Annotated in this window: 16 protein-coding genes; 8 read left to right on the top strand and 8 right to left on the bottom strand. The window is 63.1% G+C overall.

Annotation, left to right across the window (positions count from 1 at the left end; translation table 11 throughout):
* The first annotated feature begins 47 nt into the window (after window positions 1-47).
* The 7 genes from Q0D31_RS07180 to Q0D31_RS07150 all read left to right on the top strand — a co-directional run bounded on the left by Q0D31_RS07180 (window position 48) and on the right by Q0D31_RS07150 (window position 6,781).
* Window positions 48-1,253, top strand: a complete 1,206-nt coding sequence (locus Q0D31_RS07180) for a CaiB/BaiF CoA-transferase family protein (RefSeq protein WP_291847568.1) — start codon at window positions 48-50, stop codon at window positions 1,251-1,253.
* A 161-nt stretch (window positions 1,254-1,414) separates the two neighbouring features.
* Window positions 1,415-2,728: a sn-glycerol-3-phosphate ABC transporter substrate-binding protein UgpB gene (gene ugpB / locus Q0D31_RS07175; protein WP_291847565.1), complete on the top strand. Its 1,314-nt coding sequence runs from the start codon at window positions 1,415-1,417 to the stop codon at window positions 2,726-2,728.
* A gap of 90 nt (window positions 2,729-2,818) precedes the next feature.
* Window positions 2,819-3,700, top strand: coding sequence for a sn-glycerol-3-phosphate ABC transporter permease UgpA (gene ugpA, locus Q0D31_RS07170; RefSeq protein ID WP_291847562.1), 882 nt, complete (start codon window positions 2,819-2,821; stop codon window positions 3,698-3,700).
* On the top strand, window positions 3,700-4,548 hold the full coding sequence (gene ugpE / locus Q0D31_RS07165; protein WP_291847559.1) for a sn-glycerol-3-phosphate ABC transporter permease UgpE: 849 nt from the start codon (window positions 3,700-3,702) through the stop codon (window positions 4,546-4,548). Before ugpA ends, ugpE begins: the two co-directional genes overlap by 1 nt.
* A gap of 108 nt (window positions 4,549-4,656) precedes the next feature.
* The gene (locus Q0D31_RS07160; RefSeq protein ID WP_291847556.1) at window positions 4,657-5,748 is read left to right on the top strand and encodes a sn-glycerol-3-phosphate import ATP-binding protein UgpC; all 1,092 of its coding nucleotides are present in this window, start codon (window positions 4,657-4,659) and stop codon (window positions 5,746-5,748) included.
* 290 nt (window positions 5,749-6,038) lie between these two features.
* A complete protein-coding gene (locus tag Q0D31_RS07155; RefSeq protein WP_291847553.1) occupies window positions 6,039-6,464 on the top strand; it encodes an Hsp20 family protein in 426 nt (141 codons plus the stop codon).
* A 50-nt stretch (window positions 6,465-6,514) separates the two neighbouring features.
* Window positions 6,515-6,781 (top strand): DUF1150 domain-containing protein, encoded by a 267-nt coding sequence (locus Q0D31_RS07150; protein WP_291847550.1) that lies wholly within the window; start codon window positions 6,515-6,517, stop codon window positions 6,779-6,781.
* A gap of 131 nt (window positions 6,782-6,912) precedes the next feature.
* Here the strand turns inward: Q0D31_RS07150 and ptsN are convergent, their stop codons facing one another.
* From ptsN to Q0D31_RS07115, 7 genes are all read right to left on the bottom strand, one after another.
* Window positions 6,913-7,374 (bottom strand): PTS IIA-like nitrogen regulatory protein PtsN, encoded by a 462-nt coding sequence (ptsN, locus tag Q0D31_RS07145; protein WP_291847545.1) that lies wholly within the window; start codon window positions 7,372-7,374, stop codon window positions 6,913-6,915.
* A gap of 226 nt (window positions 7,375-7,600) precedes the next feature.
* Window positions 7,601-8,188, bottom strand: a complete 588-nt coding sequence (gene raiA / locus Q0D31_RS07140; protein WP_291847542.1) for a ribosome-associated translation inhibitor RaiA — start codon at window positions 8,186-8,188, stop codon at window positions 7,601-7,603.
* 65 nt (window positions 8,189-8,253) lie between these two features.
* Window positions 8,254-9,882, bottom strand: a complete 1,629-nt coding sequence (gene rpoN, locus Q0D31_RS07135; RefSeq protein ID WP_291847539.1) for an RNA polymerase factor sigma-54 — start codon at window positions 9,880-9,882, stop codon at window positions 8,254-8,256.
* A 92-nt stretch (window positions 9,883-9,974) separates the two neighbouring features.
* Complete coding sequence (gene lptB / locus Q0D31_RS07130; protein WP_291847536.1) at window positions 9,975-10,982, bottom strand: LPS export ABC transporter ATP-binding protein; 1,008 nt, start codon at window positions 10,980-10,982, stop codon at window positions 9,975-9,977.
* Window positions 10,983-11,173: 191 nt separating this feature from the next.
* The gene (locus Q0D31_RS07125; RefSeq protein ID WP_291847533.1) at window positions 11,174-11,842 is read right to left on the bottom strand and encodes an LptA/OstA family protein; all 669 of its coding nucleotides are present in this window, start codon (window positions 11,840-11,842) and stop codon (window positions 11,174-11,176) included.
* Between the two features lie 8 nt (window positions 11,843-11,850).
* A complete protein-coding gene (gene lptC, locus Q0D31_RS07120) occupies window positions 11,851-12,567 on the bottom strand; it encodes an LPS export ABC transporter periplasmic protein LptC (protein WP_291847530.1) in 717 nt (238 codons plus the stop codon).
* 124 nt (window positions 12,568-12,691) lie between these two features.
* Window positions 12,692-13,306, bottom strand: a complete 615-nt coding sequence (locus tag Q0D31_RS07115) for a ribonuclease D (protein ID WP_291847527.1) — start codon at window positions 13,304-13,306, stop codon at window positions 12,692-12,694.
* A gap of 13 nt (window positions 13,307-13,319) precedes the next feature.
* On the opposite strand from Q0D31_RS07115, the gene Q0D31_RS07110 reads away from it, so the two are divergent.
* Window positions 13,320-13,730 carry a hypothetical protein gene (locus tag Q0D31_RS07110; protein WP_291847524.1) on the top strand — a complete coding sequence of 137 codons (411 nt, stop codon included), beginning with the start codon at window positions 13,320-13,322 and terminating at the stop codon, window positions 13,728-13,730.
* 31 nt (window positions 13,731-13,761) lie between these two features.
* Here the strand turns inward: Q0D31_RS07110 and Q0D31_RS07105 are convergent, their stop codons facing one another.
* Window positions 13,762-13,980 carry a hypothetical protein gene (locus Q0D31_RS07105; protein ID WP_291847522.1) on the bottom strand — a complete coding sequence of 73 codons (219 nt, stop codon included), beginning with the start codon at window positions 13,978-13,980 and terminating at the stop codon, window positions 13,762-13,764.
* Between the last annotated feature and the right edge of the window lie 709 nt (window positions 13,981-14,689).

Here is a 14,689-nt window from a genome sequence, read left to right as displayed (position 1 = left end):
ACCGATAGCTCAGGATCTCCCTTTCACCCTGAGCCAAGGTTTTTTCGATGAGTTCACCAGCTGCTCCCGGCGCCATGACAGGCCTGCGCGTCATCGATCTAACGCGCGTGCTTGGCGGCCCGTATTGCACGCAGATCCTCGCCGACCACGGCGCCGACGTCATCAAGGTCGAGCCGCCGGCAGGCGACGAGGTGCGCGACTGGGGTCCGCCCTTCCACGACGAAGACGCGGCCTATTTCGTCGGCATCAACCGCAACAAGCGCTCGATCGGGCTCGACCTCGCCGCCGAGGGCGGGCGCGCGGTGCTCTTGAAGATGCTGGAGGCCGCCGACGTCCTGATCGAGAATTTCAAGCCGGGAACGCTCGACAAATGGGGCATCGGCAACGATGTCCTGCGCGCGAGATTTCCAAGGCTGGTGCATTGCCGGATTTCCGGCTTCGGCGGCGACGGCCCGCGCGGCGGCAATCCCGGCTATGACGCCATCATCCAGGCCATGACCGGCATGATCGCGGCGACCGGCTCGCCGGAGAGCGGCCCGATGCGGATCGGCGTGCCGCTGGTTGACATCAGCACCGGGCTGTATGCGGCGATCGGCATCCTGATGGCGCTCTCGGAACGGCAGCGTTCGGGCCTCGGCCAGTTTCTTGAGACCACGCTGTACGAAACCGGCCTTGCGATCATGCATCCGCATGCCGCGAATTACTTCATGCACGGCAAGCCGCCGGGGCTGACCGGCAACGAGCATCCCAATCTGGTGCCCTACGCGATCTTTCCGACCAAGACCGACGACATCTTCATCGGCGTCGGCAATGATGGCACCTTCCGCAAGCTGGCCCGCGAGATCGGCAAGCCCGAACTCGGCACCGATCCGCGCTTTGTCCGCAACAAGGACCGCATCGCCAACCGAGACGCGTTGCGCGCGGAACTCGCCGCCGTGTTCAGCCAGCACGAGGCCGAACCGCTCTGCAACCGCCTGCTGGCAGCCGGACTGCCGGCGGGACCGGTGCAGAAGATCGACCAGGCGTTGAGCAACCCGCACACGCTGCATCGCGGCGACGTCATTGCCAAGGATTGGTACCAGGGCGTCGCCTCGCCGATCCGGCTGGAGCGGACCAGGCCGAGCCTGCGGCGGACGCCGCCAAAGTTCAGCCAGCATGCAGCCGAGGTTCTTGGCGAGTTCGGCTATTCCGGCAGCGAGATCGAAGCCCTTGTCGCCGAGGGCGTGGTCTGCGGGAGGGAGCGAAAGCGCTAGCCGTAGACCGGGGGTGAGACCGTGTGGCTATTGCCTATTTTCAGGCTTCCCTTGCCGTGGGCTTTGCTCATACCATCGGTGAGGATACGGTCATTTGTACGTCATCCGCCGCTGCTATCGCGCGAACCGCAGAAGGTGACGACCCAACCCGGAGGAAATGCATGGCGATTCGACAATTCGGCGTCGCGACAGCACTGACTGTTGCACTGGGGCTGGCAACCCCCGCCCACGCGGTGACGGAGATCCAGTGGTGGCACGCCATGACCGGCGGCAACAACGACATCGTCAACAGGCTTGCCGAGGAGTTCAACGCCAGCCAGCCCGACTACAAGGTCGTGCCGTCCTACAAAGGCAGCTATCCCGACACCATGAATGCCGGCATCGCCGCATTCCGCGCCGGCAACGCCCCGCACATCATGCAGGTGTTCGAGGTCGGCACCGCCACGATGATGAGCGCCACCGGCGCCATCAAGCCGGTCTACCAGCTGATGAAGGACGCTGGCGAGCCGTTCGACCCGAATGCCTATTTACCGACCATCACCGGCTATTATTCGACATCGAAGGGCGAGATGCTGTCGTTCCCCTTCAACTCTTCATCGATGGTCATGTGGATCAACAAGGACGAGCTGAAGAAGGCGGGCGTCGCGGAAATTCCGAAAACCTGGCCGGAAGTGTTCGATGCGGCCAGGAAGCTGAAGGCGGCCGGCCACGACACCTGCGGCTTCTCGAATGCCTGGGCAAGCTGGGCTCATATCGAGCAGTTCTCCGCCTGGCACAATCTGCCGATCGGCAGCAAGGCCAACGGCCTCGACGGCTTTGACACCGAGCTGAAGTTCAATTCGCCGATTCACGTGAAACACCTGCAGAACCTTGTCGACCTGCAAAAGGACAAGACCTACAGCTATGGCGGGCGCGGCAGCGCCAACGAGGCCCGCTTTGCCTCGGGCGAATGCGCGATCTTCCTGACCTCGTCGGGCTACTACGCCACGGCGAAAAGCACAGCCAAGTTCGACTTCACCTCGGCGCTGATGCCCTATTATCCGGATGCCCCGGGTGCGCCGCAGAACTCGATCATCGGCGGCGCGTCGCTGTGGGTGATGGGTGGCAAGAAGCCGGAAGAGTACAAGGGCGTCGCGAAGTTCTTTGCTTTCCTCTCCGACACCGGCCGGCAGGCCAAGCTGCACCAGGAATCCGGCTATCTACCGATCACCAAGGCGGCCTACGAAAAGACCAAGGCGGATGGCTTCTACGCGAAGAATCCGATTCCGGAGACGCCGCTGAAGGGACTGACCAACAAGCCGCCGACCGAGAATTCCCGCGGCCTGCGCTTCGGCAATATGGTGCAGATGCGCGACCTCTGGGCCGAGGAGATCGAGGCGGCGCTGGACGGCAAGAAGACCGCCAAGGAAGCGCTCGATGCGGCAGTGGCGCGCGGCAACGCCATGTTGCGTACCTTCGAGAAGACAGCAAAGTAGGGAGATTCGACGGCAAGTCAGCTAGCGGCGCTCTCTTCCGAAATCCCGGGAGGGAGCGCCCGCCTCACCCGGAAGACCCGCGACACCTGAATGGAAAAGTCCACCGTCTTCAACAATCGGCTGCTGCCGTATCTGCTGCTGTTTCCGCAGCTCGTTGTCATCATTGTCTTCTTCTACTGGCCGGCGAGCCAGGCGGTCTGGCAATCGTTCCTGCGCGAGGATGCGTTCGGCCTCGTTTCGGAGTTTGTCGGATTCGAGAATTATCAGGCGCTGTTCGCCCAGCCCGAATACTATCGCTCGATGCTGACGACCGCGATATTCTCATCGCTGGTCGCGACGTTGTCGCTTTCCATCGCGCTGTTGTTTGCGACCCAGGCCGACAAGAATCTCAAGGCCGCCGGCGCCTACAAGACCTTGATGATCTGGCCCTATGCGGTCGCGCCCGCGGTCGCCGGCGTGCTCTGGTTTTTCATGTTCCAGCCCTCGCTCGGCATGCTGGCGCGCCCCTTGCGCGGGATGGGCGTCGACTGGAATCCGCTGCTCAACTCCACCCACGCGATGATCCTGGTGGTGATGGCCTCGGTGTGGAAACAGATATCCTATAACTTCCTGTTTTTCCTGGCCGGGCTGCAATCGATCCCGCGAAGCGTCATCGAAGCCGGCGCGATCGACGGCGCCGGGCCGATGCGGCGCTTCTGGACCATCGTTTTCCCGCTGCTGTCGCCGACCACGTTCTTCCTGCTGGTCGTCAACGTCGTCTACGTCTTCTTCGACACTTTTGGGATCATCGACGCCGTTACCGGCGGCGGCCCGGCCGGCTCCACAACCACCATGGTCTACAAGGTCTATGCCGATGGCCGGCTCGGCGGCGACCTCGGCGGGTCGGCGGCGCAATCGGTCGTGTTGATGGTGATCGTGATCGCGCTGACCGCGATCCAGTTCCGCTATGTCGAACGCAAGGTGCAGTACTGATGGTCGAGCACCGCCCGCTCAGCGACTTCATCGCCTATGCCATCCTGACGCTCGGGGTGTTCATCGTCGCCTTTCCGGTCTACCTCGCGCTGATTGCCTCGACCCATGACGCGGCAACCGTGGTCGGCGGTCGCATGCCGGCGACGCCGGGAAGCCAGACTCTCGAGAATTACTACCGCGCCATTTTCGTTGGCGGATCGCGCACCAGCCGCGAACCGGTCGGCCACATGCTGATGAACTCGCTGATCTCGGCGATCGGCATCGCGGTCGGCAAGATCCTGATCTCGATCCTGTCGGCTTACGCCGTAGTCTACTTCCGCTTTCCGTTTCGCAAGGCCGCATTCTGGATCATCTTCATCACACTCATGCTGCCGGTCGAGGTGCGCATCTATCCCACTTACAAGGTGGTGGCCGACCTCGGGATGCTCGACACCTATGCCGGCCTGATCCTGCCGCTGATCGCTTCCGCAACTGGCACGCTGCTGTTCCGCCAGTTCTTCATGACGGTGCCGGACGAACTGCTGGAAGCCTCCCGCATCGACGGCGCCGGACCCTTCCGCTTCTTCTGGGATACGCTGTTGCCGCTATCGGTGACGACGACAGCGGCGCTGTTCGTGATCCAGTTCATCTATGGCTGGAATCAGTATCTGTGGCCGCTTCTGATCACCACCCAGGATTCGATGCAGACGATCGTCACCGGGATCAAGAAGATGCTGGTGACGACCGACGAACTGGCCGAATGGCAGCTTGCGATGGCAACGACGATCCTCGCGATGCTGCCGCCGGTCGCGGTCGTCGTGTTCATGCAGCGGCTGTTCGTGCGCGGACTGGTCGAGACGGAGAAATAGGGATGCGAATAGCGAATGGCGAATGGCGAATGGAAGGCTCCCGACCAGCCTTCCCGTGCTGCGCTTTCCTATTTGCGACCCGCTGTTCGCTATTCGCCGGTGCAATCCATGGCTAACGTCGCGTTACGCAATGTCCGCAAGACCTACGCCGGGGGCATCGAGGCCATCAAGGGCGTTGATTTCGAAGTCGGCGACGGCCTGTTCTGCGTGCTGGTTGGCCCTTCCGGCTGCGGCAAATCCACGCTGCTTCGCATGATCGCCGGCCTTGAGACCATCACCGGCGGCGAGATCGATATCGGCGGGCGTGTCGTCAACCAGATCGAGCCGGCCGAGCGCGACATCGCGATGGTGTTTCAGAACTACGCGCTCTATCCGCACATGAGCGTCTACAACAACATGGCTTACGGCCTGCGCAACCGGCGGATGGCGGAGCCTGAAATCAAGACGCGCGTCGAGGAAGCCGCGCGTATCCTTGAACTCGGCGCCATGCTCGACCGTAAGCCGCGGCAATTGTCCGGCGGCCAGCGCCAGCGCGTGGCGATGGGGCGGGCGATCGTGCGGCAACCGAAAGTGTTCCTGTTCGACGAGCCGCTGTCCAACCTCGACGCCAAGTTGCGCATCGCGATGCGGGTCGAGATCCGCAAACTGCAGCGTCGGCTCTCCACCACCTCGATCTACGTCACCCATGATCAGCTCGAGGCGATGACGCTGGCCGACATCCTCGTGGTGATGAACGGCGGCCGGGTCGAGCAGATCGGCAATCCGCTCGACATTTACCAGAAGCCGGCCACGACCTTTGTCGCCTCGTTCATCGGCGCCCCGCCGATGAACCTGATGCCGCTCCGCTCCGACGAGCTCGCCGCGCAGCTGGCCGGCGATGCCCGTATCAACGAGGCCGGCATCCTCGGTATCCGCCCGGAGGATTTCGTGATTTCGAACGAGACGGCCTCCGGCGGCGTGGCGCTCGGCCTCACCGTCGAGGCGATCGAGCGCGTCGGCGCCGAGACCTTCGTCTATGGCACGCGACAGCGGGAGATGCAGGGCGTTGCCGCCATCCCCGGCGAATTGCCCCCGGGCGAGGTGATCGTCCGGATCCCCGGTGCCGTCGGCCCGGCCATCGGTGAGCGAATCACGGCGGTTGCCGCCGGCGACAAGCTGCATCTGTTCACCGCCGACGGCCGAAGGCGGGTAGGTGGGTAGTTGCGTCATTCCGGGGCGACGCGAAGCGGCGAACTATGGTGCGCAAATCGCGCACCTGGGAATCTCGAGATTCCCCGGTGTGCAATTGCACACCTGAGGTCTGGTCCTTCGGACCATCCCGGAATGACGCCAGAAACTCCCGCCTCGGTCGGATTTACGCAGCTTTCAGAGGCGCTTGAACCCGGCCCAAATCGACCCCATATTGCTTCTTGACCGGGCGGGATAGTCGACCGGCCGGTTAAATGGGGCGCCGCAAGGGCCCCTCAAAGTCGCTTCGAGAGGACTTTGTGATGTCTCGTGTTCCTTCGTTGTCCAGTCCGTTTCTGCTTGGATTCGACGAGATCGAGCGTGCGCTCGATCGGGTCGTCAAGGGTGCCGATGGTTACCCGCCCTATAACATAGAGCGGTGTGACCGTACCAACGGTCAGCCCGATCGGCTGCGTATCACGCTGGCGGTGGCGGGGTTCACCCGCGATCAACTCGATGTAACCATTGAGGAAAATCAGCTTCTGATCCGTGGCCGCCAACAGGACGACAAGTCCCGGCAATACATCCATCGCGGCATCGCCGCGCGCCACTTCCAGCGCACCTTCGTGCTGGCGGAAGGGATGCAGGTGCTGGGCGCGGATCTGAAGAACGGGTTGTTGTCTATCGATCTGGCCAGGCCGGAGCCTGAAAGGGTCGTTAAGACAATCGCTATCAATGAGCACGAATAATGGAACCAGGAGCGGACTCGACCGCTTGGTGTTGTAGAGGAGTCGAGACCATGAGTGATGTGAGTGTTACGTTCGAAACCGAAAGGGTTTCCGTCGAGGCGCTGGCCCATCTTGGCGAAGGCCATATCGCCTACGTGAAGCAAGTCCGTTCCGAGGACGTGCCGGGGCTGTTCCCGCAGGCGCCGAGGATCGCGCCGGGACTGAAGCTGTTCGCGCTGCATGCCGCCGACGGCACGCCGATTATGCTGACCGACAGCCGCGAGGCAGCGGTCGCGAATGCATGGAGCAACGAGTTGCAGGCCGTCAGCGTCCACTAACCGAAGTGGAGGCAAGGCCTCGGCGAGTGCCGCAGGCTCGACCGTCAGAAAGCATCAGGATGCGCGGAACGGTCCGCGCATCAACTTTTCCCGACATCGCTGGATTCGGTCCCCTGCGCCGACCGCGCTGGTTACGCAGCGCTTGCCGGCGGCAGCGCGAGCACCGAGTAGATCGCCTGGGCGTCGCGCGAGGCCCGCAGCTTCTTGGCGACGTCCTGATCGCGCAGCAATCGCGCGATCCGGGCCAGCGCTTTCAAATGATCGGCGCCCGCGCCCTCTGGCGCCAGCAACAGGAACATCAGGTCCACCGGCTGGCCGTCCATCGCCTCGAAATCAATCGGGCGCTCAAGCCGGGCGAACAGCCCGAACAGCTTTTCAAGCTTCGGCAGTTTGCCGTGGGGAATGGCGACGCCGTAGCCGACGGCGGTGGTGCCGAGCTTCTCGCGCTGCAACAGAACCTCGAAAACCGCGCGCTCGTTCTGCCCGCTCAGGGCGGCGGCCCGCGCCGCCAGCTCCTGCAGCGCCTGCTTCTTGCTGATGACCTTCAAAGCCGGAAGAATCGCCTCGGGTGCGACCAGATCGGTAATCGTCATGGGGCGTTCCGAGGTGAATTGAACCGTCGAGTTTGCGAATTAGGTTCTAGTACGGGGGCGTCGACAAGGTGGACAGGAGGCGGGATTGGGTCCGGTTGCGATTGCAGGGCTTCTACTCCAACGCGCGGCCGGTGCCAACTGCCGAAGCGAGGTTCCTGATGCCTGCTTCGTTGGGGCGCGATCCATAGGTACGGCAGATACAGGCGTCAATGCCTTCGGCTGGGTGTCAGGGGTTGACCGCGGGAGGGTCGATCCACCCGACATTGCCGTCGGCCCGGCGATAAATGATGTTCACCCGGCCGCTCGACCCGTGCTGGAACACGATGCAGGACGCCCCCGTCAGGTCCAGTTCCATTACGGCCTCGCTGACCGACAGCCGCTTCAGCGAGGTGGTGGCTTCTGCGATGATCACCGGGCTGTAAGCCGTGACTTCCTCATCACTCTCCGCCGGCGCTTCGATCACGTAGCTCGGCGCGTCCATCTCAGCCATGGCGGCTGAAGCGGCATAATTTTTCCGCGCCGAGCGATCCTTCAGCCGGCTCTTGTAGCGGCGCAGGCGCTTCTCGATCATCGCAAGCGCCTGATCGGCGCTGGCATAGGCGTCGCTGGCGTTGGAGTCGGCTTCCAGGGTGATCCCGGAATCCAGATGCAGGGCGCAGTCGGTGCGGAAACCGAAGCCATCCTTGCTCAGCGTGATGTGCCCGGAATAGTTGCCGTCGAAGTACTTCCGCAGGACCTCATCGGTACGCTCGCTGACGCGCGAACGAAGCGTCTCGCCGACGCTGATGCTTTTACCGGACACTCGAAGGGTCATTTTGGCTGTTCCACTGGGCTACAAACGCGGGGTATCGACACTATCGCGATTTGGCGCGAACGCAATCAGGCCGGGGCGGTGTCGCGCGACCGGTCGGAAGCCGCGGCAGGGGCTGATAGCGCGTTGCCGAGCATGCTGTGCTTGTCGCGACGGCGCTGCACCGAGGAAGGAATGCGCATCGATTCGCGGTACTTCGCGACAGTGCGGCGGGCGATCTCAATGCCGGATTCACGCAGTCGCTCCACGATCGTATCATCGGAAAGGATTGCGGCCGGGGCTTCCGCATCGATCAGCTGCTTGATGTGATGCCGCACCGCTTCCGCCGAGTGGGCCTCGCCGCCGTCGGCCGACGCAATCGAGGCGGTGAAGAAATACTTAAGCTCGAAGCTGCCGCGATTGGTCGCCATGTACTTGTTGGCGGTGACCCGCGATACCGTCGATTCGTGCATCTGGATCGCGTCCGCCACCGCCTTGAGGTTCAGCGGCCGCAAATGCGCGACGCCATGGGTGAAGAAGGCGTCCTGCTGGCGCACGATTTCGGTCGCAACCTTCAGGATGGTGCGGGCGCGCTGATCGAGCGCGCGGACCAGCCAGGTGGCGTTTTGCAAGCAATCCGTGAAGTAGGACTTGTCGCCGTCCTTGCGGATCGTCTTTGACAGTTCGGTGTAATAGACCTGATTGAACAACACGCGCGGCAATGTGTCGCTGTTGAGCTCGACGTGCCATCCGCCGTCCGGACCGGGCCGGACATAAACGTCCGGCACCATGGTCTGGGTTCGGGCCACGCCGAACTTGAGGCCGGGCTTCGGATTGAGGCGGCGGATCTCTCCGATCATGTCGGTGATGTCTTCGTCGTCGACACCGCAAAGTTTGCGCAGGCTGGCGATGTCGCGCCTCGCCAGCAGCTCGAGATTCTCGACCAGCGCCCGCATGGCGGGATCGTAGCGATCGAGCTCGCGAAGCTGGATTGCCAGGCACTCGCTCAAACTCCGCGCGCAGACACCGGGCGGATCGAACTTCTGCAGCACCGCAAGAACCGCATCGACTTCCTGCGGCGAAGCCCCCAGCCGCTCGGCGGCCTGCCCCAGATCCTGCGGCAGATAGCCGGCGTCATCGACGAGGTCGATCAGGTATTGTCCGATCATGCGCTGCGCCGGCGTGCTGAACGCCACGGCAAGCTGCTCGGCCAGATGGCTGCCCAGCGTCACCTCGGCGGCGACAAAGGCCTCGAGATTGTAACCATCGTCGTTGGAGGCGCCGCCGCCCCATTCGGTATAGGCGGTCGGGGCGGCATCCTGCGCCGTGCGTGCTGCAGCTTCCGCGGGCTCCTCGGTGAACACGTTGTCGAGCGGGGTGTCCAATGTCTGCTCGATCTCGGTGCGGCTGCCGAGATCGCGGTTCAGCCAGTCGTCCTGGACGGGGTCGAAACCGTCGTCACCTGAACCGGCTGGCATGTCGGAGGGCTCATCGCCGTGGCTATCCGTATCCGCGAACTCGGAAACCGGCTCTCCTGCGACCGGGGCCTCGGGTCCGTCGCTGGCCCGCTCCAGCAGCGGGTTCCGCTCCAGTTCCTCCTCGACAAACGCCGAAAGGTCCAGGTTCGACAATTGCAGCAGCTTGATCGCCTGCATCAGCTGCGGCGTCATCACCAGCGACTGCGACTGGCGGAACTCTAGTCTCTGCGACAGTGCCATGGCGGCGAGAATCGTTCCCGTGAAAGTTGGTCCGATTCTTGCTTATATTAGTCCAAAGCCGTTGTACACGGCTTGACGAACGCGAGACGGGACTAGAGGCGGAACTCTTCGCCAAGGTAAAGGCGGCGTACATCCGGGTTGTTAACAATTTCTTCCGGACTGCCTTCGGTCAGGATTTCGCCGGCGTAAACGATGTAGGCGCGATCGGTCAGGCCGAGCGTTTCGCGCACATTGTGGTCTGTGATCAGGACGCCGATGCCGCGATTGGTGAGGTGGCGGACCAGATCCTGAATGTCGCCGACCGCGATCGGGTCGATGCCGGCAAAGGGTTCGTCGAGCAGCATGTAATTCGGGCGCGTCGCCAGCGCGCGGGCGATTTCGACCCGGCGGCGCTCACCGCCGGACAGCGCGATCGAGGGCGATTTGCGTAGCCGCGCGATGTTGAACTCGTCCAGCAGCGAATTGAGTTCGGCCTCGCGCTTCTTGCGGCTGGGCTCGACCACTTCGAGTACCGCCCGGATGTTCTGCTCGACGGTAAGGCCGCGAAAGATCGAGGCTTCCTGCGGCAAATAACCGATGCCGAGCCGAGCGCGCTGATACATCGGCAACTTCGTCACATCGTGACCATCGAGTTCGATGGCCCCGCGGTCCGCCTTGATCAGCCCGGTGATCATGTAGAACACCGTGGTCTTGCCGGCGCCGTTGGGGCCCAGCAGGCCCACCGCCTCGCCGCGGCGGACATGGATGCTGACACCGCGCACGACCTGGCGGGTGCCGAAACTCTTTTCGACGCCATGTACGGCCAGATAGCCCGATCGCTTGACCGGGCGCGGGGCACCCGCGCCATTGGTCCTAGCGGCTTGCGGGCGGGAGCGCGGCCTTTCCTCGCGCGAAAGTTCGGCACCGGGCTGCGGCCGCGGCGATTCCAGGCCCGGCCGCGCCGCCGCGCGCGCCATCGGGGGCGATTCGCGCACCGGACTGGTCAGCATGTCGCCAAGGGATTCGCCGAGCGCCGTGATGTCCTCGCGCGAACGCGCAAATCCCGGCGGACCGCGTTTCTTGGCGGGGCGTCGACGGAAAATGCCGAGTAAGTCCACCATCCCGCTTCGCCTACGCCTTTCACGGTGATCCCGCGACACGCCCGCCGGCGAATCGCTTCGCGTGCGAATCATGAAGGAATGGGTGTTCCCTGCCCAGCGGAACCGCCGCCGTGCCAGTCCCGTAGATACAGGCTCGCGCTACCCGCTTCAACCGCGGGTCGCCCGGACCGTGTTCAAATAATTGATCTTTATTACTTTTTCCCGGGGATCAGGGAGGGAGGCGCGCCCTTGGCAGCGCCCGCGCCGGTCCCGCAGCCGGCCTGATCGAACATGCCCTGCACCCGGCCGCTGTCGGATTCCACCCGCGACACGCCGGTCGTCATGTCGACCAGCAGGCGGTCGCCACGCAGCACGTTCTTGCACTGGGTCAGCACCACCCCGCCCGCCATGGTGATGAGGTTGGCGCGGGTGTCGAAAACAGCGGTTTCGCCGGTCACGACCTGGTCCTTTTGCGTCACGACCACCGAGCCCCGGGCTTCGAGCCGGCGGATCGACGAACTGCCGCCGGGTCCGGGGGTGGCCGACTGCATCGGGGCGGATTTCGACCCTTTGGTATTGGCGGGCGGCGGCGTCGCCGGCGCCGAACCGCCATCGTAGAACACCACCAGCAATTTCGAGGTCATGGTGGTGTCGCCCTGCACCACCTTGACGTTGCCGGCGAAGGTCGCTTCCTTTTTCTTGTCGCGCATTTCGAGCGAAGCCGCCTCGATCTGAATCGGCTGGTCGCGGTTCTGCGAAAACCCCTGCATCGCGTTCGGCACGCCCGACATGGCGCCCTGGGCACGGGCCTCGGCAGCGGCGATCAGCGCAAGCGCAAACGCAAACGCCGCTGCCGCATAAACCCGCGAGAAGTAATGCATCGTTAAGATCATTTCGTGTTGGCGGACTTGCCGTTGACGGATCGCGTCGTCGGCGCCGGCTCCGGCTCGGGCGGCGCTGGGGCTTCCATGGTCAGGTTCATGACCACGTTGCCTTCGAAGCGCACCACCTCGCCGCTGTTGACGATCCTGAGCCTGTCGGCGGAGAGCGTGCCGTTGAGCAATTTGACATCGACACGCTCGTCCGAGGTTACCGTTCCCTTGTTGATGTCGACATAGGCCTGCGAGAGCCTGGCCTCGTAGCCGGTGGAGGATTGCAGGAAGACATCCTTGCGCAGGTCCAGCAACTGCTGCTTGCTGTCGAAATGCCCGGTCTGGGCGTCCATCGTGACCGTGCTCCTGTCCTCCATCATGACCTTGGCCCGCAGCACCTTGAGCTCGACGTGATCGGGCGCGGTCAAGTCCTGGATCGCCGCCTTGGCCCACAATTCGTAGGGCCGCTGGTCGGTCGAGAAACCGGCGAGATGGGGCGACTCCATCGTGATCTTGGTGCCTGAAACCACGAGGTTGCCGATGTCGATGGGCAGTTTCGGCAGCAGCATCCGGAACGGGTTGAAGATCGACACCGCGACGATGGCGGTCATGGCCAGCAGCACGGCGGCGGGAACCGCGATCCGCAGCGCCCGCACCATTCGGCTATGGCGGTCCGCCGCGGCAAAGCGGGCCTCCAATACGGCGCCATAGGCGGGGTCCTGTGTCGGGTTCAACGCTGCTCCGGGCGAGGCCTAAAAACTCATTCTACCCGAAACCGCGGGATGATGCAGCCCGGAGAGGCCCGAGGAGTGTGACCGAAACGCGGCGGGGTCGCCTGCCGGCCCCAACAGGCTTCCATCACGAATGCGCGAAGATATCCTCGGCCGCCCAGCCGCCCAGATCGAGCTTGGTCCGGGTCGGCAGGAAATCGAAGCAGGCCTGGGCCAGCTGGGTGCGGCCTTCGCGCGCCAGCATGGCGTCGAGCCGTTCGCGCAGGCCATGCAGGTGCAGCACGTCGGAGGCGGCGTAGGCGAGCTGGGCCTCGCTCAGGCTGGCCGAACCCCAATCGCTCGACTGCTGTTGCTTCGACATATCGATGTTGAGCACCTCCCGCACCAGGTCCTTCAGGCCGTGGCGATCGGTATAGGTGCGGGCCAGCCGCGAGGCGATCTTGGTGCAGTAGACCGGCTGCGGCATCACGCCGAAGGCATGGTAGAGCGCGGCCAGATCGAACCGCGCGAAGTGAAAGATCTTGGTGATCTTCGGGTTGGCGAGCAGCGCCGTCAGGTTCGGCGCATTGGTGTGGCCGACCGGAATCTGGATCACGTCGGCGCTGCCGTCGCCGTTCGACATCTGCACCACGCAGAGCCGGTCGCGATGCGGGTTGAGCCCCATGGTCTCGGTATCGATCGCCACCGAATCCCGGTAGCGGGACAAATCCGGCAGGTCGCCGCGATGCAGGCGGATGGTCATGGAGGAAGGCCCCGTGTCTCAGGTCGATTCGAGCGAAACACTAGTGCGTTTTCGCGGCGAGTGGAAACCGGTTCGCGGCAGGAAAACGCGTCAAATCAAGCCCGGAGGCCCGCTTCACCGGAATCGAAGCGGAAGCGCCTCGATCGCGCGCCAGCCCGCATCCGGGAATGCAGGGCTGCCCGCAAGGCAATTTCAAGCCTGTTTCCGCGGCGGCAACTTCACCGGGATATGCGGCGCCGTCGTCGCGGCCAGGGAGCCTTCAAACGAAGCGTTTCGCCTGAGGGCTTCGAGAACCAGAAAGAATTTTTCTGCGAGCATGGCTGTGACCTCGCCGGTTGATCCTTCTCCATTCGTCGAGATTGACCAGACAGGATTCAATCACTTCCAAGCGATTCCGGCGACCGGTTTCAGCGATCAGACTTAAGAAACCCGAGAACAAGTTGGTAAAAATTCTGCTATCGCCCAACTTGCCGATCGCGCAGCGCGACCAGTTGGGCCTTCATCATCGGCTGTACCGTGAGGCGAAACGCGACGCTCGCGGAGCCATCAAGGGTTTCGAGCAGATGGCTGCAGACCAGGCAGCGGAACTCGCCATTGGTCCCCCGACGTGAATTCAGTTCGAGGCGGCGATAGCCCGCCCGACACGACGGACACATGACATCGGACTTTTTCATCGTTGAGGTCATAGCACCGCAAATACCGTGATTCTACTGCGGCGCAGTAGCGCGCTAGGTGGAGCAGGCAGGGCCTGAATAAAATCGCGAAAACAACCCCATGCAAAGGAGAGTGAGGGCGTACCCCGGCCGCCGCGCGGCCGGCCGAACCAGCCTCGATCCATCGCACCGGCATCCCTTGAGGCTGCTGGTGCGGAAAGCATCGGAATGGGATTGGAGTGTGGGGCTTGGGCAAGAATGGTACCCAGGGAAGGACTGCGCGGTCAGTCCTTTAACATCCTGAACTTTCAGCATCTTTTCAAGTTGCCCCGGCGTTTGTTACGCAGTTCAGTTGAGCAGTCTCCTTGGTGGTTTGGCACGAGAGTTGATGAACGCAGCGCACACTACCATTGCTGGTTCGTGATTTAGCGGATACTGCTCCGACTAGAGTAATTGGCAGAATCCCTATCGTTTGAATGCCCGCGCCGTATCATCCCGATTGCCCGAAGTATTGTCCGCCGGCAGCCGCTGCAGGTCATAGCGGATCCATATTGAGGGCTTGCAAGGCAATGCCCCCCTCCGATCGTGACTTAATGTCTGTTAAGGAACAGGGACGCTCCTGTAACGAAGCCGACTGTAAGAGCTGGGGCTTGTCGGTTTGGCTGGAGGAATCGGATGCCCAGCATGCCCGCGACTTGGTGCCGTTCTTTCGGACATGCTGCATTGTGTC

Source organism: Bradyrhizobium sp. (assembly GCF_022844465.1).
Taxonomy (GTDB): Bacteria; Pseudomonadota; Alphaproteobacteria; order Rhizobiales; family Xanthobacteraceae; genus Bradyrhizobium.
This window is presented reverse-complemented; position numbering and strand designations above follow the sequence as displayed.

Bases quoted from the DNA above. Each gene is read 5' to 3' on its own strand.
- Q0D31_RS07180 (WP_291847568.1), top strand. From the start codon at position 48: ATGAGTTCACCAGCTGCTCCCGGCGCCATGACAGGCCTGCGCGTCATC.
- ugpB (WP_291847565.1), top strand. From the start codon at position 1,415: ATGGCGATTCGACAATTCGGCGTCGCGACAGCACTGACTGTTGCACTG.
- ugpA (WP_291847562.1), top strand. From the start codon at position 2,819: ATGGAAAAGTCCACCGTCTTCAACAATCGGCTGCTGCCGTATCTGCTG.
- ugpE (WP_291847559.1), top strand. From the start codon at position 3,700: ATGGTCGAGCACCGCCCGCTCAGCGACTTCATCGCCTATGCCATCCTG.
- Q0D31_RS07160 (WP_291847556.1), top strand. From the start codon at position 4,657: ATGGCTAACGTCGCGTTACGCAATGTCCGCAAGACCTACGCCGGGGGC.
- Q0D31_RS07155 (WP_291847553.1), top strand. From the start codon at position 6,039: ATGTCTCGTGTTCCTTCGTTGTCCAGTCCGTTTCTGCTTGGATTCGAC.
- Q0D31_RS07150 (WP_291847550.1), top strand. From the start codon at position 6,515: ATGAGTGATGTGAGTGTTACGTTCGAAACCGAAAGGGTTTCCGTCGAG.
- ptsN (WP_291847545.1), bottom strand. From the start codon at position 7,374: ATGACGATTACCGATCTGGTCGCACCCGAGGCGATTCTTCCGGCTTTG.
- raiA (WP_291847542.1), bottom strand. From the start codon at position 8,188: ATGACCCTTCGAGTGTCCGGTAAAAGCATCAGCGTCGGCGAGACGCTT.
- rpoN (WP_291847539.1), bottom strand. From the start codon at position 9,882: ATGGCACTGTCGCAGAGACTAGAGTTCCGCCAGTCGCAGTCGCTGGTG.
- lptB (WP_291847536.1), bottom strand. From the start codon at position 10,982: ATGGTGGACTTACTCGGCATTTTCCGTCGACGCCCCGCCAAGAAACGC.
- Q0D31_RS07125 (WP_291847533.1), bottom strand. From the start codon at position 11,842: ATGCATTACTTCTCGCGGGTTTATGCGGCAGCGGCGTTTGCGTTTGCG.
- Q0D31_RS07115 (WP_291847527.1), bottom strand. From the start codon at position 13,306: ATGACCATCCGCCTGCATCGCGGCGACCTGCCGGATTTGTCCCGCTAC.
- Q0D31_RS07105 (WP_291847522.1), bottom strand. From the start codon at position 13,980: ATGAAAAAGTCCGATGTCATGTGTCCGTCGTGTCGGGCGGGCTATCGC.